Annotated in this window: 22 protein-coding genes and 1 tRNA gene; 16 read left to right on the top strand and 7 right to left on the bottom strand. The window is 69.4% G+C overall.

Features of this window, described 5'->3' with window-relative positions; translation table 11 throughout:
- Nucleotides 1-3 precede the first annotated feature (3 nt).
- The 6 genes from J7500_RS04610 to J7500_RS04585 all read left to right on the top strand — a co-directional run bounded on the left by J7500_RS04610 (nt 4) and on the right by J7500_RS04585 (nt 5,584).
- Entirely contained in the window at nt 4-1,098 is a 1,095-nt protein-coding gene (locus J7500_RS04610; protein WP_294060297.1) for a flagellar basal body P-ring protein FlgI, read from the top strand.
- Nucleotides 1,095-1,436, top strand: a complete 342-nt coding sequence (locus tag J7500_RS04605) for a rod-binding protein (protein WP_294060296.1) — start codon at nt 1,095-1,097, stop codon at nt 1,434-1,436. The genes J7500_RS04610 and J7500_RS04605 overlap by 4 nt, the downstream gene beginning before the upstream one ends.
- Nucleotides 1,433-2,770 carry a flagellar hook-associated protein FlgK gene (gene flgK / locus J7500_RS04600; RefSeq protein ID WP_294060295.1) on the top strand — a complete coding sequence of 446 codons (1,338 nt, stop codon included), beginning with the start codon at nt 1,433-1,435 and terminating at the stop codon, nt 2,768-2,770. The genes J7500_RS04605 and flgK overlap by 4 nt, the downstream gene beginning before the upstream one ends.
- A gap of 8 nt (nt 2,771-2,778) precedes the next feature.
- Complete coding sequence (flgL, locus tag J7500_RS04595; protein WP_294060294.1) at nt 2,779-3,672, top strand: flagellar hook-associated protein FlgL; 894 nt, start codon at nt 2,779-2,781, stop codon at nt 3,670-3,672.
- 102 nt (nt 3,673-3,774) lie between these two features.
- Entirely contained in the window at nt 3,775-4,638 is an 864-nt protein-coding gene (gene motA / locus J7500_RS04590; RefSeq protein ID WP_294060293.1) for a flagellar motor stator protein MotA, read from the top strand.
- 4 nt (nt 4,639-4,642) lie between these two features.
- Nucleotides 4,643-5,584 carry a flagellar motor protein MotB gene (locus J7500_RS04585; RefSeq protein WP_294060292.1) on the top strand — a complete coding sequence of 314 codons (942 nt, stop codon included), beginning with the start codon at nt 4,643-4,645 and terminating at the stop codon, nt 5,582-5,584.
- 4 nt (nt 5,585-5,588) lie between these two features.
- Here the strand turns inward: J7500_RS04585 and J7500_RS04580 are convergent, their stop codons facing one another.
- Both J7500_RS04580 and J7500_RS04575 read right to left on the bottom strand, forming a co-directional pair.
- Nucleotides 5,589-8,534: a TonB-dependent receptor gene (locus tag J7500_RS04580; protein ID WP_294060290.1), complete on the bottom strand. Its 2,946-nt coding sequence runs from the start codon at nt 8,532-8,534 to the stop codon at nt 5,589-5,591.
- Nucleotides 8,535-8,668: 134 nt separating this feature from the next.
- Nucleotides 8,669-8,755, bottom strand: a tRNA-Leu gene (locus J7500_RS04575).
- A gap of 126 nt (nt 8,756-8,881) precedes the next feature.
- Between J7500_RS04575 and J7500_RS04570 the strand changes: the two genes are divergently transcribed.
- A complete protein-coding gene (locus J7500_RS04570) occupies nt 8,882-10,240 on the top strand; it encodes an MATE family efflux transporter (RefSeq protein ID WP_294060288.1) in 1,359 nt (452 codons plus the stop codon).
- On the opposite strand, the gene J7500_RS04565 is transcribed toward J7500_RS04570, so the two are convergent.
- Nucleotides 10,212-11,006: an MJ0042-type zinc finger domain-containing protein gene (locus J7500_RS04565; protein ID WP_294060287.1), complete on the bottom strand. Its 795-nt coding sequence runs from the start codon at nt 11,004-11,006 to the stop codon at nt 10,212-10,214. The genes J7500_RS04570 and J7500_RS04565 overlap by 29 nt on opposite strands.
- A 190-nt stretch (nt 11,007-11,196) precedes the next feature.
- On the opposite strand from J7500_RS04565, the gene ftsE reads away from it, so the two are divergent.
- The 4 genes from ftsE to J7500_RS04545 all read left to right on the top strand — a co-directional run bounded on the left by ftsE (nt 11,197) and on the right by J7500_RS04545 (nt 14,027).
- Nucleotides 11,197-11,898 (top strand): cell division ATP-binding protein FtsE, encoded by a 702-nt coding sequence (ftsE, locus tag J7500_RS04560; protein ID WP_294060285.1) that lies wholly within the window; start codon nt 11,197-11,199, stop codon nt 11,896-11,898.
- The gene (locus J7500_RS04555) at nt 11,895-12,779 is read left to right on the top strand and encodes an FtsX-like permease family protein (RefSeq protein WP_294060284.1); all 885 of its coding nucleotides are present in this window, start codon (nt 11,895-11,897) and stop codon (nt 12,777-12,779) included. The genes ftsE and J7500_RS04555 overlap by 4 nt, the downstream gene beginning before the upstream one ends.
- 77 nt (nt 12,780-12,856) lie before the next feature.
- Nucleotides 12,857-13,336, top strand: coding sequence for a YdcF family protein (locus tag J7500_RS04550; protein WP_294060692.1), 480 nt, complete (start codon nt 12,857-12,859; stop codon nt 13,334-13,336).
- A gap of 1 nt (nt 13,337) precedes the next feature.
- Nucleotides 13,338-14,027 carry a 1-acyl-sn-glycerol-3-phosphate acyltransferase gene (locus J7500_RS04545; RefSeq protein ID WP_294060282.1) on the top strand — a complete coding sequence of 230 codons (690 nt, stop codon included), beginning with the start codon at nt 13,338-13,340 and terminating at the stop codon, nt 14,025-14,027.
- Nucleotides 14,028-14,029: 2 nt separating this feature from the next.
- Here the strand turns inward: J7500_RS04545 and J7500_RS04540 are convergent, their stop codons facing one another.
- Together J7500_RS04540 and hisC are read right to left on the bottom strand one after the other, a co-directional pair.
- Nucleotides 14,030-14,938: a prephenate/arogenate dehydrogenase family protein gene (locus J7500_RS04540; RefSeq protein WP_294060281.1), complete on the bottom strand. Its 909-nt coding sequence runs from the start codon at nt 14,936-14,938 to the stop codon at nt 14,030-14,032.
- A 2-nt stretch (nt 14,939-14,940) separates the two neighbouring features.
- Nucleotides 14,941-16,035: a histidinol-phosphate transaminase gene (gene hisC, locus J7500_RS04535; protein ID WP_294060280.1), complete on the bottom strand. Its 1,095-nt coding sequence runs from the start codon at nt 16,033-16,035 to the stop codon at nt 14,941-14,943.
- A 62-nt stretch (nt 16,036-16,097) separates the two neighbouring features.
- On the opposite strand from hisC, the gene J7500_RS04530 reads away from it, so the two are divergent.
- The 5 genes from J7500_RS04530 (at nt 16,098) to J7500_RS04510 (ending at nt 20,836) form a co-directional block, all read left to right on the top strand.
- Entirely contained in the window at nt 16,098-17,663 is a 1,566-nt protein-coding gene (locus J7500_RS04530; protein WP_294060279.1) for an FAD-dependent oxidoreductase, read from the top strand.
- Nucleotides 17,664-17,833: 170 nt separating this feature from the next.
- Nucleotides 17,834-18,958, top strand: a complete 1,125-nt coding sequence (locus J7500_RS04525) for a homoserine O-acetyltransferase (protein ID WP_294060278.1) — start codon at nt 17,834-17,836, stop codon at nt 18,956-18,958.
- The gene (locus J7500_RS18530) at nt 18,868-19,389 is read left to right on the top strand and encodes a GNAT family N-acetyltransferase (protein ID WP_367112969.1); all 522 of its coding nucleotides are present in this window, start codon (nt 18,868-18,870) and stop codon (nt 19,387-19,389) included. The genes J7500_RS04525 and J7500_RS18530 overlap by 91 nt, the downstream gene beginning before the upstream one ends.
- Complete coding sequence (metW, locus tag J7500_RS04515) at nt 19,386-19,976, top strand: methionine biosynthesis protein MetW (protein ID WP_294060277.1); 591 nt, start codon at nt 19,386-19,388, stop codon at nt 19,974-19,976. Before J7500_RS18530 ends, metW begins: the two co-directional genes overlap by 4 nt.
- The gene (locus J7500_RS04510; protein WP_294060276.1) at nt 19,976-20,836 is read left to right on the top strand and encodes a pirin family protein; all 861 of its coding nucleotides are present in this window, start codon (nt 19,976-19,978) and stop codon (nt 20,834-20,836) included. The genes metW and J7500_RS04510 overlap by 1 nt, the downstream gene beginning before the upstream one ends.
- Here J7500_RS04510 and J7500_RS04505 read toward each other — a convergent pair.
- Together J7500_RS04505 and ssb are read right to left on the bottom strand one after the other, a co-directional pair.
- Nucleotides 20,833-21,291: a hypothetical protein gene (locus J7500_RS04505; protein WP_294060274.1), complete on the bottom strand. Its 459-nt coding sequence runs from the start codon at nt 21,289-21,291 to the stop codon at nt 20,833-20,835. The genes J7500_RS04510 and J7500_RS04505 overlap by 4 nt on opposite strands.
- Nucleotides 21,291-21,854 carry a single-stranded DNA-binding protein gene (gene ssb, locus J7500_RS04500; protein ID WP_294060273.1) on the bottom strand — a complete coding sequence of 188 codons (564 nt, stop codon included), beginning with the start codon at nt 21,852-21,854 and terminating at the stop codon, nt 21,291-21,293. The genes J7500_RS04505 and ssb overlap by 1 nt, the downstream gene beginning before the upstream one ends.
- Nucleotides 21,855-21,866: the final 12 nt, after the last annotated feature.

Here is a 21,866-nt window from a genome sequence, read left to right as displayed (position 1 = left end):
GCCATGATCCGTTGCATCCTCGCCCTGATCGCCGCCACGCTGGCACTTGCCCCCGCGCAGGCGCAGCGCGTCAAGGACCTGGGCGGCTTCCAGGGAATCCGCACCAACCAGCTCACTGGCTATGGCGTGGTGGTCGGCCTGCCCGGCACCGGCGACGACAATCTCGAATATACCGTCCAGTCGATGAAGGGCGTCGCCTCGCGCTTCGGCCTCCAGCTTCCGGCCGGCGTGTCGCCGGGGCTCAAGAACGCCGCAGTGGTGATGGTCACGGCCGAGCTGCCGCCCTTCGCCAAGCCAGGCCAGAAGCTCGACATCACCGTCTCGTCGCTCGGCAAGGCCAAGTCCCTACGCGGCGGCACGCTGATCCTCACCCCGCTTCAGGGCGCCGACGGCCAGATCTACGCGATGGCGCAGGGCAATCTCGCGGTGGGCGGGCTGGGCGCGGACGGAGCCGACGGCTCGCGGATCGTGGTCAACATCCCCTCGGCGGGTCGCATCCCCGAAGGCGCGACGGTCGAGCGTACGGTGGACACCGGCTTCGATCGCGCGCCCTTCCTCACCTTCAATCTCGCCCGCGCCGACTTCACCACGGCGCAGCGCGTGCAGGACGCGATCAACACGCGCTTCGGCACCGGCCGGGCCCGCGCGATCGACGGCGTATCGATCGCAGTTTCGGCTCCGGCAGGCGCCGATGTGCGCGCCGAGCTGATCGCCGACATCGAGAATCTCACGGTCGAGGCCGCCGATGCGCCCGCGCGCGTGATCATCAATGCGCGCACCGGCACGGTGGTGATCAATTCGGCGGTGCGCGTAAGCCCCGCCGCGGTCACCCACGGCAAGCTCACCGTCCGCATCGACGAGCAGCAGCGCGTCGTCCAACCAGCGCCGTTCAGCAAGGGCGAGACCGCGATAGAGCGCGACAGCAGCGTCGATGTCGACGAGGAGAAGCGCCCGATGTTCATGGTCGAGCCCGGTCCGCGGCTCGCCGATGTGGTCAAGGCAGTAAACGCGATCGGCGCCTCGCCGGCCGACCTGGTGGCGATCCTCGAAGCACTCAAGGAGGCTGGGGCGCTCAAGGCGGAGCTGATCGTCCTGTGAGCGCGATCCTCGCCCCCCTTTCGAGCAGCGGCGGCGCGTCGGCCGACACGTCGCGGCTCGCCTCGCGCGAGAATCTCGACGCCGCCGGCCAGCGCTTTGAGGCGATCTTCGTCGGCATGATGCTCAAGTCGATGCGCGCGGCGAAGCTCGGCGACGGGCTGTTCGAGAGCAAGGCGCTCGACCAATTCCGCGACATGCAGGACCAGCAGCTGGCACAGAGCATGGCGGCGCACGCGCCGATTGGCATCGGCAAGGCGATGACCGAGTTCCTCGCCAAGGCGGCACCGCTGCGCGACGCGCCGGCCGCTCCGGCGCCGACTGACGGAGGCACCCAATGAGCGACATGCTGTCGATCGCGGCTTCGGGGCTGCGCGCCTATCAGACGGCGCTGACCACCGTCTCGGAGAATGTCGCCAACGCCGGCACCGCCGGCTATGCGCGCCGCACCACCAATGTGCGCGAAGTCATCGCCCCCGCGACGATGCACGGGTGGCCGACCGGGCTGGGCGTCACCGTCAACGGCGTGTCGCGCGCGGGCGATCTGCACCGCAGCGCCGAGGTCCGCACCGCCACTGCCGATCTCGCACGCAGCCAGACCGGCGTCACCTGGCTCCAGCGGATCGAGGAATCGCTTTCGCAGAACAAGCTCTCCGACAAGCTGACCGCCTTCTTCGCCTCGGCCAAGGCCGTCGCCGCGGATCCGTCGAGCCAGCCGCCGCGCGCAGCGATGCTGGAAGCCGCGTCGAGCGCCGCCGCGGCCTTCTCGGCGACGGGATCGGCGTTGGCGAGCGCGCTGGGCGACCTCGATGGCTCGGCCGGACAGCAGATCGGGCAGCTCAATGCGCTCGCCGCCTCGCTCGCGCAGGTGAACAGCGGGCTCGGCCGTGCGATGCCCGGCAGCAGCGGCGCCGCCGCGCTGGCCGACGAGCGCGACCGGCTGCTTGAGGCGATGAGCGGGATCACCGATCTCGACGTGACGCTCGATACTTCGGGCCGCGCGCTCGTCCGCGCCGGCGGCGCTTCGGGGCCGATCCTCGTTCAAGGCGTCGACGCCGGCCGGGTCGGCTATTCGCGCAACGACGAAGGCGCCGTCGCCTTCACGCTGAGCCTCGGCTTCGAGACCACCAGCTTCACGCCCAACGGCGGCGCGCTGGCGGGGCTGGGCGAATCCGCCCAGCGGATCGCCGGCGCCGCAACTCAGATCGCCGCGCTCGCGCAGAGCTTCGCCGAAGGTGTCAACGCGGTCCAGGCCGCGGGTCGCGACCTCGACGGCAATCCCGGCGCCCCAATGTTCGCGATCGGCGACCCCGCCTCGCAGCTCAGCCTCGCGCTCGCCGACCCGCGCGGGATCGCCGCCGCCGCGCCCGCCGCAGGCACGCGCGACGCCAGCAACCTCGCCGGACTCGACACGCTGCGCACCACCGCCAGGCTGGAAGAGGGGGTGGGCAATCTCACCGCCTCCAACGGAACCGCGCTGTCGGCGCGGCAGTCGGTGGTCGATGCCCAGACCGCGATCCGCGACAGCGCGGTCTCGGCGCGCGATTCGATCGCCGGCGTCAATGTCGACGAGGAGGCCGTCGACCTCCTCCGCTTCCAGCAGGCCTATCAGGCGTCGAGCCGCGTGATCCAGATCGCGCGCGAGACGCTCCAGTCCATCCTCGACATCCGCTGAGGACGCCCATGCGCATCGCCACTTCGCACCTGTTCGACCGGCCCGCCTCCCTGATGGCGCGGCTCAATACCGAGGCCAATGCAGCGCAGACGCGCATCGCCACCGGCAAGAAGCTGCTCGCGCCTTCGGACGACGCCACCTCGTACCTGCGCCTCCAGGGCCTCCAGCGCGCCACGACCTACGACAGCGCCTATTCGGCCAACATCACCATGGCGCAGGGCGTGCTCGCGCAGAGCGATTCGGCACTGGAGGGCGTCGAGACCCAGCTCCAGCGCGCGCTCGAGCTCGCCACCAACGCCGCGAACGGCACGCTGACCGACAGCAGCCGAGCCGCGATCGGCAAGGAGCTCGAGGCGATCCGCGACGAGCTGTTCGCGCTCGCCAACAGCAAGGACGTGCGCGGCCAGCCCTTGTTCGGTGGCGCGAGCGGCGACGCCGCTTTCGTCCGCAACGCCGACGGCTCGATTGGCTATGCCGGCATCGGCACTCCCTCTCCCATACCCGTGGCGGACGGCGATGCGGTGCAGGTGACGGTGCCGGGGAATCAGGCTTTCGCCAGCGGCGCGACCGACATGTTCGCCGTCCTCGGCGACCTCGTCACGGCGCTCGCCGGGCCAGGTGCCCAGACAGCTGCATCGAGCGCGCTCGCCGGCATCGACGGCGCGCTCGACAGCGTGACGCTTGCCCGCGCCTCGATCGGCGCCCGCTCGGCGCGGCTCGAGCTCGACGCGGCGCGCATCGCCGACGCCGGCGAAACCCGCGAGGAAGTCCGTTCTTCGATCGAGGACACCGATGTCGCGGCCGAAGTCACTACGCTGCAGAAGACGCTGACGATCCTGCAGGCGACGCAGGCGAGCTTCACCAAGCTCTCCGGCCTTTCGCTCTTCGACTATCTCCGCTGACGTCCGCGCGACGTTAACCATCAATTCCGCTCAAGGTCGCGCCTTCGCGGCCGTTTACCAAGGCAAAGGCCGAATACCGGCCCCAGGGGGATCTCAGGCGCAATGTTTCCGCTGATCGGCTTTATCGTCCTGATCGCCATGGTCTTCGGTGGCTTCGTCTTCACCGGCGGCGCGCTGGGGCCCGTGCTGCACGCGCTGCCCCACGAGATGCTCATCATCGGCGGCGCTGCCGTCGGCGCGCTGATCATCGGTAATTCGATGCACGAGTTGAAGGCACTCGGCAGCGGGTTCATGAAGGTGGTGAAGGGGCCCAAATACAAGAAGCAGGACTATCTCGACACGATCTTCCTCGTCTCGAAGCTGATGAAGATGCTGCGCACCGACGGGCCGATTGCGCTCGAGCCGCATGTCGAGGATCCCTCGTCCAGCCTGATCTTCGCCGAATATCCGCGCCTGCTCGCCGACAAGACTTTGGTCGCGCTGATCGCCGATACCCTTCGCCTCGTGGTCGTCTCCTCGGGTACGCTCGACGTCCATGCGGTGGAGGAGGTGATGGACAATGCGATCCGCACGCACCACCACGAAGTCCAGGGTCCGCAGACCACGCTGCAGAGCCTGTCCGACGCGCTCCCGGCGCTCGGCATCGTCGCGGCGGTGCTCGGGGTGGTGAAGACGATGGGGTCGATCGACAAGCCGCCGGCGATCCTGGGCGGGATGATCGGCTCGGCGCTGGTCGGTACCTTCCTCGGCGTGCTGCTCGCCTATGGCATCGTCGGCCCGCTCGCCACGCGGCTCAAGCAGGTGATCGAGGCGGATGCGGCGATCTACCACACGGTCAAGCAGATCATCATCGCCTCGCTCCACGGCCATCCCCAGCCGCTGGTGATCGAGGCGGCGCGCTCGGGCATCGCCCACAGCAACCAGCCTGCCTTCGCCGAGGTCTTCGACGGCTTGAGGGGCCGCTGACGCCATGGCGGCACGCGCCCCGCACGGAGCGAATCAGCCTCCGAAGGTCATCGTGAAGAAGGTCTTCGTAAAGGAGCACGACGCGCACCACGGCGGCGCGTGGAAGGTCGCCTATGCCGATTTCGTGACGGCGATGATGGCCTTCTTCCTGCTGCTCTGGCTGCTCGGCGCGACCACCGAGAAGCAGCGCAAGGCGCTCGCCGACTATTTCGCGCCGACGCTGGTTGAGCTTCGCCAGAACAGCGCCGGATCGAACGGGCTGCTCGGCGGCGAATCGCTCAACGCCAAGGAGAATTACCCCAACAAGGCCGCGCAGACCGGTACGCGCTCGCTCACCGTCCCCGCGATTGGTCCCGGCGGCGAGGAGGTCGGCACCGGCGAGAAGGGAAGCCTCAAGGAGCAGCGCGCCCTGACCGAGGAGGACCGCCGCAATTTCGACGAGACGGTGCGGCGAATCCAGGCGCGGATGCGGGCGCGGCCGTCGCTCGCCAAGCTCGGCAAGCACGTCCGCTTCGTCCCGACGCGCGACGGCATGCGGATCGACCTGCTCGACGACGCCAATTATTCGATGTTCGACCTGGGGACGACTGCGCTGGTCCCCGACGCGAGCGCCCTGATCGGCACGATCGCCGAATCGATCGAGCCGCTCGAGAACCCGATCATGATCCGCGGCCACACCGACAGCCTGGGCTATGGCAATCCGCTCGACATGAACAACTGGATGCTGTCGAGCGGTCGTGCGGAAGCGACGCGCCGGCGCCTTGCGACCGGCGGCGTCGGAGAGGTGCGCTTCGAGCGGATCGAGGGCGTGGCCGATCGCGAGCCGCTGATCGTCCAGACCCCCACCGACCCGCGCAATCGCCGCGTCTCGATCACGCTGCTCTATCGCCGCATCCTCGATCAGGACGGCACGCGGCGGACCCCGGTGCGGATCGCCGCGCGCTGAGCGATCAGTAGAACTGCTTGCGGAAGCTCAGCCGCACCAGCCGCCCGAGCGGGTCCATCAGATTGGGCGCATAGGCCGTCGGCGTCTCGCCATTGATGTCCGTCACGCGCTGGTGCGCATCGAAGACATTGTCCACGCGCAGGCTGACGCGGCTGCCGCGGAACCACGGATGCTTGGCAACCAGGTCGAGCTGCTGGCTCAGGTCCACCTGCGCGGCGAGGTTGAACTTGGCGAGGCTGTGGAAACGCAGCCGGTCGGTGCTGCCGAGCGCGCCAGTCGCGACCTGGGTGGCGCTCTGCCAATTGCCGTTGAGCTGCAGGCGATAGCCGTCGCGCTGCACCGAGCTCCTCAGCTCGATCTGATGGGCCGATGTGCCGCCGGACCGCCCGCGCCCGGAGCCGTCCAGATAATCGAGCACGGGCAAGCCTGGGCGGATGACGTCCAGGTCCTTGAGCACCCAAGTGTGCGACAGGCCGAGACGGATGCCGTTGTTCCCGCCGCCGCCGAAGCCACCGCGGCCGCCACCGCCGCCCCCGCGACCGAAGCCGCCCCCGCCGCCGCCCGGACCGAAGCGCCGCGCGCCCTGCTCGCCGCCCGCTTCCGGAGGCTGCGCCGGGCGACCTTCCTGTCCCTGGTTCTGGCTTTGTTGCCCTTGACCCTGGCCCTGCGGCCCCTGTCCGCGCGCGGGTCCGCGCTGATTGTCACCGAACAGCGTCGATTGCTGGCCGAGCCGGCGGAACTGCTCCATCTGCGCGGCGACTTCGGGCGGCAGCGGCTGACCCGTACGCTGCGCCTCCTGGCGGGCGGTACGGAAAGCTGTCATCCGCTCGCGCATCCGCTGCGCCGCCGGCGAGCCGATCGGCAGCCAAAGGTTGAAGCCCCATTTGACCTGCTCGTGGTCTTGGCGATCGAAGTTGATGGCCCGATAGTCGACGCTCAGCAGCCGGCCCGAGGCATCGCGCACGAAGCGATCGGGGAAGGCAGCCTCGACCTCGGCGGTCGGACCGGGGAATTCGCCGCTGGCGTTGCGATAGCGCTGGTTCGTATATTCGGCCTGGATGTCCAGCGTGCTCTTGCTCCCGATCGTCGGGCGGATGTTCAGCGCGGCGCTGAACACATGCCGATCGTCGGCACGCAGCAACGGGTTGCCGCCGGTGATCCGCGTGATGTCGACGCTTTCATTGCGCACATAATCGAAGATCCGCACATTGGGCGTGGTCACCACCGGGTCGGCGAGCTGCCCGGGGTTCGGCGCCCGCCCGTCCACGTCCCAGCGCAGCCGCGTCTGGATCCACGGAATCGGGCTCCAGCGCAGGCCGTAGCTGGAACTGGTCAGCCGTCCGAAATCGGAGAATTGCTCGACTTCGAAATTGGTGTTGAGCGAAAGATCGCCGATCGCGCTGAGCACGTCGTAACGCCGGCTGGTGATCGGCAGGTCGATGCTGCCGCGGACGCTGCCGCTGTCGCGCGAGATATCGCCGTGCGTAGCGATACCGTTTCGCAGCGAGTTGCTCGTCTTGTCGATGGTCGTCCCCGCGACGCGCAGGGTCGCGCGCACCTTGCCGGCGGGTAGCGAGAACAGCGGGCCAGTGGTGAGCATGTTCACGCGACCGGTGCCCGTGCGCGAGTTCGCCTGGTCTTCGGGCCGGCGCCGCAGCAGGTCGAGCGTCAGGGGCGTGAAGGGATTGAACGCGGGATCGCCCACATCGAGCAGGCTCTGCATCGGACTGGCATCGATACCGCGCTCGGTGGTCGAATGCCGAGTCTCGACGCGATAGGTGCCTTCGAACGACCAGTTCCAGCTGCTCGCCCAGGGCGTGCCTTCGCCGTTCAGGTTGAGCCCGCCCTCGGCGTTCCGCGCGCTGCTCGCACTGGTGAGCGGCCCCAGCGCATCGAAGTAGCGCAGCACGCGCACGTCGTTGGCGAAGGGCGAATAAGGGTTGTCGGGCCTGACCAGCAGCGTGGCGCTGGGGAGCCCCTGCAGCGAATAATTCTCGCTGCCGTCGAGCTGCACGCTCAGCGTTGCGCGGACCTTGTCCGAAAGCGGCCGGGCATAGGAACCGTTGATCTGCAGCCGCTTCTGCGGCCCGACCAAAGTGCGATAAGGCGTGATGTCGGTGACGTTGGCCTGGTTGGCGCCGGCCACGAAATCGGCGAGCGTCGGCACGCCGCCTGCCGCAACGGCATCGGGGATGCCCGCCACGGTCACCGGCCCGCCGGCGGCCGCGCTCAGTGCCGGGTCGATTTCGGCACCGCCAACACCCGCGACATTGCCGATCAGGTCGAACTGCGACGCCCCTGCGCGCGAGACGCCGCGCTCGCTTTCGAGGATTCCGGTCGACTGGTCATATTCAACGCCGAACGTGATCCGTTCGTCACGCCGGATCACCGTCACATCGGCTTCGCCATTGGCACCGGCATTGCCGCCTGCGGTAGGGGTGCGCCCCTCCACCTCGGCGGTCAGGCTGGCGTAACGCCGGCGCAGGACGAAGTTGATCACCTTCTGGGTGGCCGAATAGCCATATTGGAGCGCGGCTTCCTCCGGCAGGATATCGATCCGCTGGATCGCCTCGGGCGGCAGCGTGCCGATCTCGCGCATGCTCGACCGGCGGCCGCTCAGCAGAACAACGGGCTGTTCGTCGCCCCGGCCGGAGCCGCTGCCGAGCTGGCTCGAGAGCTCGGTCATCAGCTCAGTGATGTTGGAGGCGCCGTAGGAGCGGATCTCGGCCGGTCCGAGCTGCTGCTCGGGCTTCACGTCGCCGGGGACGGCGCCTTCGACCTGCCCGCTGACGACGATTTCATCGCCTGCCGCCTCGGGGTCCCCTGAATCAGCCGGGGGCTGGTCCTGCGGACCAGGAGCCGGAGCCGCGGGCACCGCCTGGTCCTGCGCCCAGGCCGTTGCCGGCATCGCCCCAACCATCAGGCCCGCGAGCGCGCATCCCCATTTCATCCACCTGTACTCCCTGCACATTTTCATGTTGCACGGGACGGGCCCGTGCATCCTGCGGCGCTACAAGCGACTTGTCGCAGAATTGTGCCAAGGGAGCGAAAAAATGGCGCTCCCGCCGGGAGCGCTTGTTTCACTGGTGCGGTCGAGAAGACTCGAACTTCCACGGCCTTTCGGCCACAACGACCTCAACGTTGCGCGTCTACCAGTTCCGCCACGACCGCACGTGAAACTCCGCCGGAGGGTCCCGGCGTCTGGTAAGGCGCGGCCCCTAGCAAAGCGTTTTGCGGCTGGCAAGCGCCAAGGCGCGGCTTTCGAAAATCGTTTCGCGACCTTAGGGTCCGCGCCCGATGCGCCCCTCTCCCGCCCTTTCCGCCGAGATGCGGCGCATCCTGGCACTGGCGTGGCCGGTGGTGCTCACCAGCCTCAACTGGACGATCCTGCACGTCACCGACGTGGCAGTCGTCGGGCTGGCGGGCACCGGCGAAGCGGCGGCGCTGGGGGCGAGCCGATCGGTGACCTTCCCGGGGATCGTCATGGGGCTCGGCGCGCTCTCGGGCGTGCTCGTCCATGTCGCGCGCGCCGACGGTGCGGGCGACCTGCGCGGTACGGGCCGCGTGCTCCACCAGGGGTTGGCACTTGCACTTGCGCTGGGACTGGTGAGCGGGCTCGCGCTCTATTGTTTCGCCGCGCCGATGCTGCTCGCGCTCGGCGTTGCGCCGGAGACGACGCCACATGCCGCGCGGGTGGTGCAGGTGATGGCCCTCGCCTATCCATTCCAGCTGCTCATCGTGGCGGCGAGCTTCTTCCTCGAAGGCGTCAGCCGGCCGCGGCGCGTGACGATCGTCAATCTCGCCATCCTGCCGGTCAACGCGCTGCTCGCCTGGGCACTGGCGACCGGGCAGCTCGGGCTGCCAGCATTCGGGGCAGTGGGCGCGGCGGCGGCGACTACGATCGCCTCGGCATTGGGGGCGATCGGGATGATCGGCGCCGCCTGGACGCTGCCGCGCGCCCGCGAGCGCGGAGTCCACGAGCTGCGCGCGCTGGTCAGTATCGATTCGGTCCACGGCGCCGGGCGGCTCGCCGCCTTCGGGCTGGTGCCGGCGATCGCCTCCGGGCTCGAGCTGGTCGGATTCTCGATCCTGATCGCGCTTTCGACGCGACTGGGAGAGACGACCGCGCACGCCTTCCAGATCGTCTTCTCGATCCACAATGTCACGTTCGCGGTGGCGCTGGGGCTGGGATCGGCGGCCGGCGTGCGCGCGGGCAACGCCGTCGGCGAGGGAGTGCCGCACCAGGCGGCCGGTCGCGCGGCGATCGCGGCGGTGCTTGCCGCCGCGGCGACCGGGCTGCTCGCGCTCCTGCTGCTGTTGGTGCCCGCGCCCTTCGTCGGCGTCTTCCCCGCTACGGCCGCCGTTCATGCGATGGCCTTCGCGATGCTCGCGATCTGGGCGCCGTTCATCCTGTTCGACGGGGTGCAGGTGGTGTTCGTCTATGCGCTGCGCTCGCTAGGTGACCAGGTGGCGGCGGGGATCAACGGCATCATCGCCTTTTTCGCGATCACCGGCGGGCTGGGCGTGCTGCTCGTCCATTGGGGGCTGGGGCCCAGGGCGCTGGTCATCGCCTCAGGGCTCGGCATGGTCGCGGCCGCGCTGCTCAACGGCGCACGGCTGGCGCGGGTCAGCTCCCGATTTCGCTCGCGAAGCTGAGCTGCACCACCTTGGCGTTGGCGGGCATGTCGACCTTGGCGCCGTCGAAGTCGATCGCGCTCTTGGGCCCAAGGCTGCGCGCCTGCGGGGTGATCCGCCAGCTGTAGACGAGCTGGTCGCTGTCGTCGCGCAGCTCGACCCGGATGTCGGGGACGTGCTGCGCCGCGCCGGTCGGGTTCAGCACCTTGCCCGAGATCGCCAGCACTTCGCTGCCGTTGGGCATGGCGCGCAGCTCGACATTCTTGTCGGTGAAGAGCAGCGGCGTATCGACCTCGGCGCCGAGGCCGAGCCCGAGTTGCGCGGCCCAGCCCGGTGCCCCGGTGTAGAGGATCGCGCCGGCGCCGAGCAGCATAGACACGCCCGCGACCACCGCGGCAGCGGTCCAACGCCGCGCCGGATTGCGCCGCGGCTTGAAGGGCGGCTGCGGCGCGAAGGGGTCATAGCCGGCATTGGCCGGACCGGCCGAGCGCGGGCCGGGCGAGGCGGAGATATCGTCATAGACGCGCGGGGCGGCCGGCGCGGCGGCAGCCGGCGCCGCGTCGATGCGCGTCTCTGCGGGCTCGGGTGCGCGTGCTGCCGGTGCCGCCACGGGGACCGGCTCGGCCAGGACGGACTCGGGCGCGGCGCGCGTCGTGAGGTCGAGCAGCGCGGGTGCCTGGAACCAGCTATGCTTGCAGCTTGCGCATCGCACGGTTCGCCCGTCGGGGCCGATTGCGGTGTCGGGTACGATGTACCGGGTCCGGCACTGGCTACATTCCAGGATCATCTGACGTCTCGCGGGAGCCGGCTTGCCCACTGGCCGGCCTGCCCGATTCTAGCGTTAACGAATCGGCACAGCAAGAGGCGCGACTCGTGGATTCACCTAGGATTCTTGCATGATTCGCGCACGCGCTTGAGCGCGCCCCTCGGCTGTGCGATGCGGGTCCGGGGAAGCAGCGAGCAGTCAGCGCCGGCGAATGGCCAATATCGTCCAATTCGAGAATGTCGGGCTGCGCTATGGCACCGGTCCGGAGACGCTCTCCGACGTGAGCTTCACGCTGAAGAGCGGCGCATTTTATTTCCTCACCGGCCCCTCGGGCGCGGGCAAGACCTCGCTGCTCAAGCTCCTCTATCTCGCCCAGCGGCCGACGCGCGGCGCCATCCGGCTGTTCGGCGAGGACGCCGGCACGCTGCCGCGCACGCGCTTGCCGGGCTTCCGCCGGCGGATCGGCGTGGTGTTTCAGGACTTCCGGCTCGTCCCGCACCTCTCGGCCTATGACAATATCGCGCTGCCCCTGCGCGTCGCCGGCGTGTCCGAGAGCGACATCGAGGCACCGGTGCTCGAGATGCTCGCCTGGGTGGGGCTCGCCGACCGCGGCAGGGCCAAGCCGCCGACGCTGTCGGGCGGCGAGCAGCAGCGCATCGCGATCGCGCGCGCAGTGATCGGCCGGCCCGAGATATTGGTCGCCGACGAGCCCACCGGCAACGTCGATCCCAACATGGCCGAGCGGCTGCTGCATCTGTTCGAATCGCTCAACCGGCTGGGCACCACCGTGGTGGTCGCGACGCACGACTTCCATCTGCTCAGCCGCATCCCCAACGCACACATGATGCGGCTCGAAAAGGGGCAGCTCAACGATCCCACCGGATCGCTGCGCAACCCGCCGGGGCAGCAATGAGGCTGCGGCTCACGCCCAACGGCACCGACCGCCGGCTGCTCGACGAGAGCCGGCGCACGCGCGCGATGACCTGGATCATGGCGATCATGGTGTTCCTCACCGTGCTCGCCGCCGCGCTGGGGCTCGGCATGTTCGCCGCCACTGCGCAGCTCGACCGTCAGCTCGCCGGGCGGCTGACCGTGCAGGTGGTCGAGGCCGATGCGGGGCTGCGCGACCGCCAGGCGGCAGCGCTGCTCGCCGAGCTGCCGCGCCTGTCCGGCGTGACGCGGGCGAAGGAAGTCGATCGCGGCAGGCTGGCCGAGCTGCTCCGGCCGTGGCTCGGCGACGCGGGGCTCGACGCCGACCTGCCGATGCCCGCGATGATCGACGTCGAGGTCGCGGGCGACCGGGTCGCCGCAGTCGAACAGGCCGTGCAGCGCGTCGCACCCGGCGCCCGCGTCGATCGCCATGCCCAATGGCTGTCGCCGGTGCGCAGCTTCATGACCACGATGAGCTGGCTCGCGGTCGGCCTGATGCTGCTGATCGCAGGCGCAACCGGCGCTGTCGTGCTGCTCGCAGCGCGATCGGGGCTGGACACGCACCGCGACACGATCGAAGTGCTGCACATGCTCGGCTCGACCGATGTCCAGATGGCGCGGCTTTTCCAGCGCCGCATTGCGTTCGACACGCTGATCGGCGGCCTCGTCGGCACGGCGGCGGCGTTTGCGGTCGCGTGGCTGCTGGAGGCGCGGATGGGCGCGCTGGGATCCGAGCTGCTCGGTGCCGTGGCGCTGACGCGGCAGGACTGGCTGCTGCTCCTGCTCGTACCGCTCGGCTTCGCGCTGCTCGCCACGCTCGCCGCGCGCATCGCGGTGCTGCGCGCCCTGAGCAAGACGCTGTGATCCGCGCGATCCTGCTCCTGTTCGGCGGCCTGGTGGCGCTGGTCGTGGCTTGGGCGGCGGGCTACGGCATCTTCCTGATGTCGCTCGGCGACCCGCTCGAGGCGCGCAAGACCGACGCGATCGTGGTGCTGACCGGCGGCCCCGGCCGGATCGGACGCGGGCTCGACGCGCTGCGCGCCGGCGATGCCAGGCGGATGCTGGTGAGCGGCGTCGATCCCAGCGTGAAGCCGCACGAGCTCGCGGCGCAGTTCAAGCGCGACGCGCGCTTGTTCGACTGCTGCATCGACCTGGGTCACGAGGCTGTCGACACGCGCTCCAACGCCGACGAGACCGCGCATTGGGTGCGCGCGCACGGCTACAAATCGGTGCGGCTGGTGACCACCGACTGGCATATGCCGCGCGCACGGATGGAGCTGGCGCATGCGCTCGACGGCGATGTCGAAGTGATCGGCGACGCCGTGCGCAGCCCGCCTGGCACCCCGGGCAAGCGCGTGCTGCTGCGCGAGTACAACAAATATCTCGTCCGCCGCTTCGCGCTGTGGACCGGCGCGGGCTGAGATGGACCGGCTGCGTACTCTATTATTCGCGACTGCCTTCTACGGGCTGTCGGTGCCGATCGTGCTGCTCGCGCCCGTCGCGGCGCTGTTCGGCCAGCGCGCCTTCCGCCGCTGGGTGGTGTTCTGGACGCAATACCACGCCTGGTGCGCGCGCTACCTCGCCGGAATCCGCCTCCTCGTCGAAGGCGCGCCACTGGCGACCCCGGCGCTCTATGCCGCCAAGCACCAGAGCTTCTTCGAGACGTTCGAGCTGGTCCGCATGCTCGGTGCACCGGTGGTGGTGATGCGGCAGGAATTCGCCCGCATCCCGGTCTGGGGCTGGGCAGCGCGGCGCTACGGCGTGATCGTGATCGACCGCGACGCCGCCGCATCGGCGCTGCGCCAGATGATGCGCGAAGCGAAGGCCGCGAGCGCGGAAGGGCGTTCGGTGATCCTCTTCCCCGAAGGCACTCGCACGCGGCAGGGGGAAGCGCCCGCGTTGCGCGCAGGCCTTGCCGGCCTCTACCGCGCGATCGGCCTGCCGGTAGTGCCCGTGGCGCTCGACAGCGCGAAGGTCTGGCCAAAAAAGGGCCCGATGCACCCCGGTGTCGTGACGTTCCGTTTCGGCGAACCGATTCCGGCAGGCCTCAAGCGCGACGAAGTCGAGGCGCGCGTCCACCGCGAGATCAACGCGCTCAATCCGAACGAATAGCGCTATTCGTGCGCGCGGCCGAAGTCGGGGCGGGCATCGTCCTGGCCCTGGTCGATGATCGAGCGGCGCACCGCGCGGGTACGGGTGAACAGCTCGAACAGCTCGTCGCCCTTGCCCCAGCGGATCGCGCGCTGGAGCGCCGTCAAATCCTCCGAGAAGCGCTGGAGCATGTCGAGCACCGCCTCGCGATTGGCGAGGAACACGTCGCGCCACATCGTCGGGTCCGACGCCGCGATGCGCGTGAAGTCGCGGAAACCGCCCGCGGAGAATTTGATCACTTCGGACTGAGTGACTTCCTCGAGGTCCGACGCAGTGCCGACGATCGTATAGGCGATCAGGTGCGGCAAATGGCTGGTGACGGCGAGCACGCGATCGTGGTGATCGGGCGCCATCGTCTCGAGCTCGGCGCCCAATCGCCGCCAGAACTCGGCGACTCGCTCCACCGCCAGCGGATCGGTGCCTTCGGGCGGAGTGAGGATGCACCAGCGGTGGTGGAAGAGTGTCGCGAAGCCAGCCTCGGGACCGCTGTTCTCGGTGCCAGCGACGGGGTGCGCGGGCACGAAGGTGGCGTTCGGCAGCGCCGCACGAACGGCCTCGAGCACGCTTTCCTTGCACGAGCCGACGTCGGTCAGGATCGCGTCGGCGGGCAGGTCGGCGGCGATCTCGGCGGCGGCCTGGCCCATCGCGCCGACCGGCACGCAGAGCACGACGAGGTCGGCGTCGATCACGGCAGTGCCGGCGATGTCGGCAATATCATCGCACAGGTCGATCCGCCGCGCGGTCTCGCGCACCTCTGGGCTCGCGTCATAGCCGGTGACGCGGACGCTCGGCATGTGCTGTCGGACGCCGTGCGCGATCGACGAGCCGATCAGGCCCAGGCCGATGACGGTGACGCGAGCAAAGGGCAGCATCGTCAGGCGCCCACGATCCGGCGCAGCGCCTCGACCATGCCGCGGACTTCCTCCTCGGTGCCGATGGTGATGCGCAGCCCGTGCGGCAGCCCCTGGCCGGGCAGCCAGCGGACGATGTATCCGGCGTCCATCAGAGCCTTGTACGCCGTCTCGGCATTCACTTCGCCTTCAAACAGGACGAGCTGGAAATTGGCCTTGGACGGGACGGCGCGCAGACCCTTGTTGCCCATCGCGTTGATCTGATCGGCGAACCAGCTCCGCCACTGGCGATTGTGCTGGTAGCTGTGCTCGACGAAATCCTTGTCGCCCAGCGCGGCGATCGCGGCCTTCTGCGCGGCCGTCGAGAAGTTGAAGGGCGCACGGATACGGTGCATCGCGTCGATCAACGCGGGCGCGCCATAGCCCCAGCCGACGCGCTCCGAAGCGAGGCCGTAGATCTTCGAGAAGGTGCGCGTGACCAGCACATTGGGCTGGGTGCGCGCCAGTTCGAGCCCGCCGTCATCATCCTCGGGATCGAGATATTCGGTATAGGCCTGGTCGAGCACGAGCAGCACGTGCTTCGGCAGCCCGGCGTGGAGCCGCGCGATCTCGGCGCGGGTGCTGTAGGTGCCGGTGGGGTTGTTCGGATTGGCGACGAACACCACGCGCGTCCGCTCGGTGACGCAGGCGAGGATCGCGTCCACGTCGGTCGCATAATCCTTGTCGGGCGCGACCACCGGCGTGGCGCCGGTACGCCGCGCCGCAATGTCGTACACTGCGAAGCCGAAGCGGACGTAAATCACTTCGTCGCCCACACCAGAGAAGGCGCCGGCGGCGAGGTGGAGCACTTCGTCCGAGCCGGTGCCGTAGATGATCCGCTCGGACTCGATGCCGTAATGCGCCCCGATCGCGGCGCGCAGCTCGGCGGCGGCGGCATCGGGATAGCGCTCGAGGCTGGTCGCCGCCTCGAGAAAAGCCTCGCGGGCGACCTGGGGCGTGCCGAAGGGATTCTCGTTCGACGAGAGCTTGGAGACCTTGCGGCCGTCGTCGGTCGTCGATCGGCCCGGCACATAGGGCGCGATGCCCAGGATCCAGGGCTTGGGAGCGGGTGCGGTCATGCCGGGCGGATTGGCGGAACGGCGCGCACATGGCAAGTGTAGCCGGGCAGAGGGAGAGAGACATGCGGGGGACGAGTCTCATCTGGCGCGCGCTGGCCACGGCGCGCATGCGCAACCTGATCGAAGCGGGCGAGGCGCCGCCGGTTCCCGCGCCGCCCGGTGCCACGCGGCGCGCATTGCTCAAGGGTATCGTCGCAGCGGGAGGCGCATCGGTGCTGCCGCAGCCGGCCCACGCCCATGCAGGGGGAAGGGTGGCGATCGTCGGTGGCGGAATCGCCGGGCTGAGCGCGCTTCACCATCTGCGCGAGGCGGGTGTCGACGCGCATCTCTACGAGGCGCGGCCGCGGCTGGGCGGACGGATGTTCACGCATCGGCCGGCCGAGGGTCCGGCCTTCGAAGTCGGCGGGCAGCTCGTCAACACCGACCACAAGGACATGCACGCGCTGTGCAGTCACTTCGGCGTCGGGCTGGTCGACCGCAAGAAGGACCCGCACCGGACGCTGGTGCTCGCGAACGGCGACCGGCTGAGCGAGGATGTGCTCGCCGAGGGGCTGCGCGCCATCGCCGCGCAGATCGGCCGCGACGCCGACCGGCTCGACCGCGACTATGCCCGCGTCGCGCCCGAGCTCGATCGTCTGTCGATGGCCGCCTATCTCGACAGGTACCGCGCGCTGATGCCGGCGCCCTGGGTCCGGCATCTGCTCGAGACGACGAGCCGCACCGAATATGGCGTCGAGCCGGACCGGGCCTCGGCGATCGAGCTGGTGTTCAACCTGCCGACCGTCGACGGCAAGCGCGTCGAAATCCTCGGCGAATCGGACGAGCGCTTCGTGATCGAGGGCGGCAGCAGCGCGCTGATCGACGCGGTCGGCACTGCCTATCGCGACCGGATCACGCCCGACAAAAGGCTGCTCCGCATCGCGCGCTCGGCAGCGGGCGTGCGGCTCCACTTCCTCGACGGCTCCAGCGTCGATGCCGAAACCGTGATCGTCGCCGTCCCCGCGCCGCTGACGCGGCAGATCGACTTCGCGCTGCCGCTGCCCGCGATCTGGCGCGGCTTCATCGCCGAGATGGCGCTCGGCCGGAACGAGAAGGTCCAGATGGCGACGAGCGACCGCCCCTGGACCGCGCCGATGGGGGTGGGCGGCGAGCTGTGGCAGGCCGATCCGCGCACGCGCTGGTCGCTCGGCTGGGACGGCAGCGTCCATCTGCCTGGGCGAGCCGACCCGGCATGGACCTGGTTCCTAGGCGGCGATGGCGTCATGGCGGCCGAAGACGAGGCGCCGCGCGATCTGGCGCTCCGCTTCGCCCGCAGCGCCGAGGCGGCGATCCCCGGGCTCGGCGCCACCGCCACCGGCCCCTTCGCGCGGACCAACTGGCATGCGCAGGCGCTGACGCTGGGCGCCTATGTCAACTACGCGCCCGGCCAGCTCACGCGCTTCGGCCACCTGCTTTGGAGCGAGTCCGACGATCCCGCCGAGCGCCAATCGGCGCGCGCCGGCCGGGTCCTGTTCGCGGGCGAGCATCTCTCCGACGCCTTCCCCGGCTATATGAACGGCGGCGCACAGACCGGCCGAATGGCGGCGGAGGCGATCACGGGGAAGGTGGTCCGTGCTCGGGCAGCATGATCCTGGCCGTCATCCCCGCCAGGGCGCGCCCCAGAGTCGCAAGCGGCATTCTTTGCGATTCCTGGGTCCCCGCCTTCGCGGGGATGACGGGCAGGGATGGCGGTGGCGATGACGAGCGGAGACGCGATGCCGGCATTGCCAGCGCGAGGCTCACCCCCTAACCAGCGCCCATGCTCGACGACGCGCGCTTCGGTCTTGCCCGCAGGGTCACGCTGCCGGGGCCGCTCAGGCTCGACGGCGGCGCGCTGCTGTCGCCGGTCGACGTGGCCTATGAGACATACGGCACGCTCGCGCCCGACGGCGGCAACGCGATCCTCGTCTGCCACGCGCTGACCGGCGACCAGCATCTCGCCTCGACGCATCCGGTGACCGGCAAGCCCGGCTGGTGGACGCGGATGGTAGGACCCGGCAAGCCGATCGACACCGACCGCTACCTGGTGATCTGCGCCAATGTGCTGGGCAGCTGTCTCGGCTCCTCGGGGCCCGCGACGGTCAACCCGGCTACCGGCAAGCCCTGGGCGATGAGCTTTCCGGTCATCACGATCCGCGACATGGTCCGCGCCCAGGCGATGCTGCTCGACCATCTGGGCATCACGAAGCTGTTCGCCGTGGTCGGCGGATCGATGGGCGGCATGCAGGCGCTGAGCTGGGCGGCGACCTTTCCCGAACGCGTCGCTTCGGCGATCGTCATCGCGTCCGCCGCGCGGCACTCCGCACAGAACATCGCCTTCCACGAAGTCGGACGCCAGGCGATCATGGCCGATCCTAAGTGGCGCAGCGGCGACTATTATGCCGACAACGATCCGCCCGCCGCAGGGCTGGCGGTGGCGCGGATGGCGGCGCACATCACTTATCTCTCCGAGGCCGGACTGACCGCCAAATTCGGCCGGCGGCTGCAGGCGCGTGAGGCCAAGACCTTCGGCTTCGACGCCGATTTCCAGGTCGAGAGCTACCTCCGGCACCAAGGCATCGCCTTCGTCGAGCGGTTCGACGCCAACTCCTATCTCTACATCACCCGCGCGCTCGACTATTTCGATCTCGCCGAGGAGCATGGCGGCACGCTCGCCAATGCCTTCAAGGGCCGCGACACGCGCTTCTGCCTGGTGAGCTTCGACACCGACTGGCTTTATCCGACCAGCGAATCGCGCAGCATCGTCCATGCGCTCAACGCCGCGGGCGCGCCGGCGAGCTTCGTCGAACTTTCATCGCCCTTCGGTCACGACGCCTTCCTGCTCGAGAGCCCCGAGCTCGACCGAGTGATCACCGGCTTCCTCCGTGCGGGAGAAGAGTCCTGAGCTACCACATCTCCTTCGACCCTGCAGAGCTGGACGTCGAACTCATCCACGCCTTTCTGAGCGGCAGCTATTGGTCCCCGGGGATCCCGCGCCACACCGTCGAGCGCGCGATTGCCCATTCGCTGTGCGTCGGGGCCTATGCCAAGGACGAGGAGGGCAAGAACGAGCAAGTCGCGTTCGCGCGCGTGATCACCGACCGCGCGACCTTCGCCTATCTCGCCGACGTGTTCGTGCTGCCGGCGCATCGCGGCCAGGGCGTCGCGCGGCAGATGCTCGAGGCGCTGCAGGCGCATCCCGAGCTGCAGGGGTTGCGGCGCTGGGCGCTGTTCACCCGCGACATGCAGCCGCTCTATGCCAAACTCGGCTGGGAGCCCTATCCGCACCCCGACCGGTTGATGGTGCGCGAGGACGCGGAGGTCTACAGCCGGTGAGCCTTCGCCCCGACCTCGCGATCATCGCCGCCAACGTACAGCCGCTCACCCGCGTACTCGACGTGGGGTGCGGCGACGGCGCGCTGATGGCGGCGCTGCGCGACCGGCGCGGCTGCGACGCGCGCGGGCTCGAGCTCGATCCGGCCGATGTCGCCGCGGCGATGGCGAGGGGGCTGTCGGTGGTGCAGGGCGATGCCGATACCGATCTCGCCGACTATCCCGATGCGAGCTTCGACTATGCGATCCTGAGCCAGACGCTCCAGACGACGCGGCGGCCCGATTGGGTGCTCGACCAGCTGCTCCGCATCGGGCGGCGCGCCTTCGTCTCCTTCCCGAACTTCGCGCATTGGCGGGTGCGCGCCTCGCTGCTGTTCGGCGGGCGGATGCCGGTGACGCGGCTGCTGCCGGTCGAATGGTATGCGACGCCGAACATCCACCACGTCACCGTCGACGATTTCCGCGCCTTCGTGCGCGGCCGGGGGATCGTCGTCGAGGATTGCTGGTTCCTCTCGGGAGACAGCCGCACGGGCTCGGCGATGGCCAACCTCTTCGCCGAGCATGCGGTGTTCCTGCTGAGGAAGGACTGATGACCGAACGCAGCGTCACGCGCCTCCATCCCGCGCTTCGCGACGACATCGGCGATCTGGTAACGCGGCGGCCGGTGCCGGGGCCGGCCATCGACCATCTCGGCGCCTTTCTCTTCCTCAACCACCACGGCCCGCAGACCTATCCGCCGGGCAATCGCGGGCTGCCCTTCGGCCCGCATCCGCACCGCGGCTTCGAGACGGTGACCTTCATCCTGGAGGGCGAGCTGGCGCATACGGACTCCGCCGGCCATGAGAGCATCATCCGCGCCGGCGGCGTGCAGTGGATGACCGCGGGAAGCGGGCTGATCCACGCCGAGGTTTCGCCCGAGGCGTTCAAGCGCAGCGGCGGCGACCTCGAGATCCTCCAGCTCTGGCTGAACCTGCCTGCCCGGCTCAAGATGTGCCCGCCCCGCTACACCGGCCTACAGGCCGATGCGATTCCGGCGATCCGCGGCGAAGGCGCGACGCTGCACCTGATCTCGGGCGAATGGCAGGGAAGCCGCGGGCCGGTCGAGTCGCTGACGCACACCTTCCTGAGCTGGGTCGAGGCGGAGCCGGGCGCACACATCGCGTTCGACGGGCTCGGCGGGCGCGACGTGTTCCTCTATGCCGCGCGCGGCGGCTTCGAAGTGGCGGGGACGACGGTCCCGCAGTTCCACCTCGCCGAGCTGGGCCCGGGCGACACGCTGGCGGTGGCGGCGTCGGAACCTGCGCTGTTCCTCTTCGGCCATGCCGAGCCGATCGACGAGCCGGTCGTCGCGCACGGCCCCTTCGTGATGAACAGCGTCGAGGAGATCCGCCAGGCGTTCGTCGACTATCAGGCGGGCCGCTTCGGCACGGCGGAGATCGTCGCGGGCTAGACCCGGTCGCCCCAGTTGACGGTGACGCGCGTGCCCTGGGCGACGGGCTCGACCACGACCATCAGGCTGCGCTGCGATTCCTCGCCGGCCGAATAGCTCTTGTCGGTCGCCAGCCGCTGGGCGAGGCCCGAGGCATTGGCCTGAGCGCGCGACCAGCCGAGCACTTCGCGCGGAGAAGCCTCCGTCAGATAGACGATCGACCCGCTGACGTGGCGCTGGCCGCGGCCGTCCTCGCTCGCCACGCAGGTGGTAATGCGCGCGTCATGATAGACGGGGACGAAATCGGGCTTGTTGCTGCAGTCGATCGCCGCCGCGACCGCCGCCGACTTGCCCTTGGCGGCCGCCTCGGCAACGTTCTGCGCGACCGGATCGCGGACATCGTCGCTCGACACGCCGCCGCCGCCGCATGCGCCGAGCAGCAGTCCCGCCCCCAGCGCTGCCGCGAGGCTCCGCATCAGAACGGCACGTCGTCGTCGAGGTCGTCGGGGAAGCCGCCGCCGAAGCTGCCGCCACCGCCCGCACCGGCGCCACCAGCACCGCCCGAGCGCGCGCCGGCGCCGCTGTTATAGGTACCACCGCCGCGGCTCGACGACTGGCCGGAGAATTCGTCGCCGCCGCCCCAATCGTCGCTGCCGCCGCTGCTGCGCCCGCCGCCGCCCTGGCCCGGCGCGCCGTCGAGCATCGTCAGCACCGAGTTGAAGCCCTGGAGCACGATCTCGGTCGAATAGCGGTCGTTGCCCTGCTGGTCCTGCCACTTGCGGGTGGTCAGCGCGCCTTCGATATAGACCTTGCTGCCCTTGCGCAGAAAGCGCTCGGCGACGTTGGCGAGGCCTTCGTTGAAGACCTTGACCGTGTGCCACTCGGTCTTTTCCTTGCGCTCGCCGGAATTGCGGTCCTTCCAGCTCTCCGACGTGGCGATGCGCAGCTCGACCACCTTGCCGCCATTCTGGAACGAACGCGATTCGGGGTCCCGGCCGAGATTGCCGACCAGAATCACCTTGTTCACCGAACCCGCCATCGAAAACCGCTC

The organism is Sphingomonas sp., assembly GCF_017744835.1.
Taxonomy (GTDB): Bacteria; Pseudomonadota; Alphaproteobacteria; order Sphingomonadales; family Sphingomonadaceae; genus Sphingomonas.
This window is presented reverse-complemented; position numbering and strand designations above follow the sequence as displayed.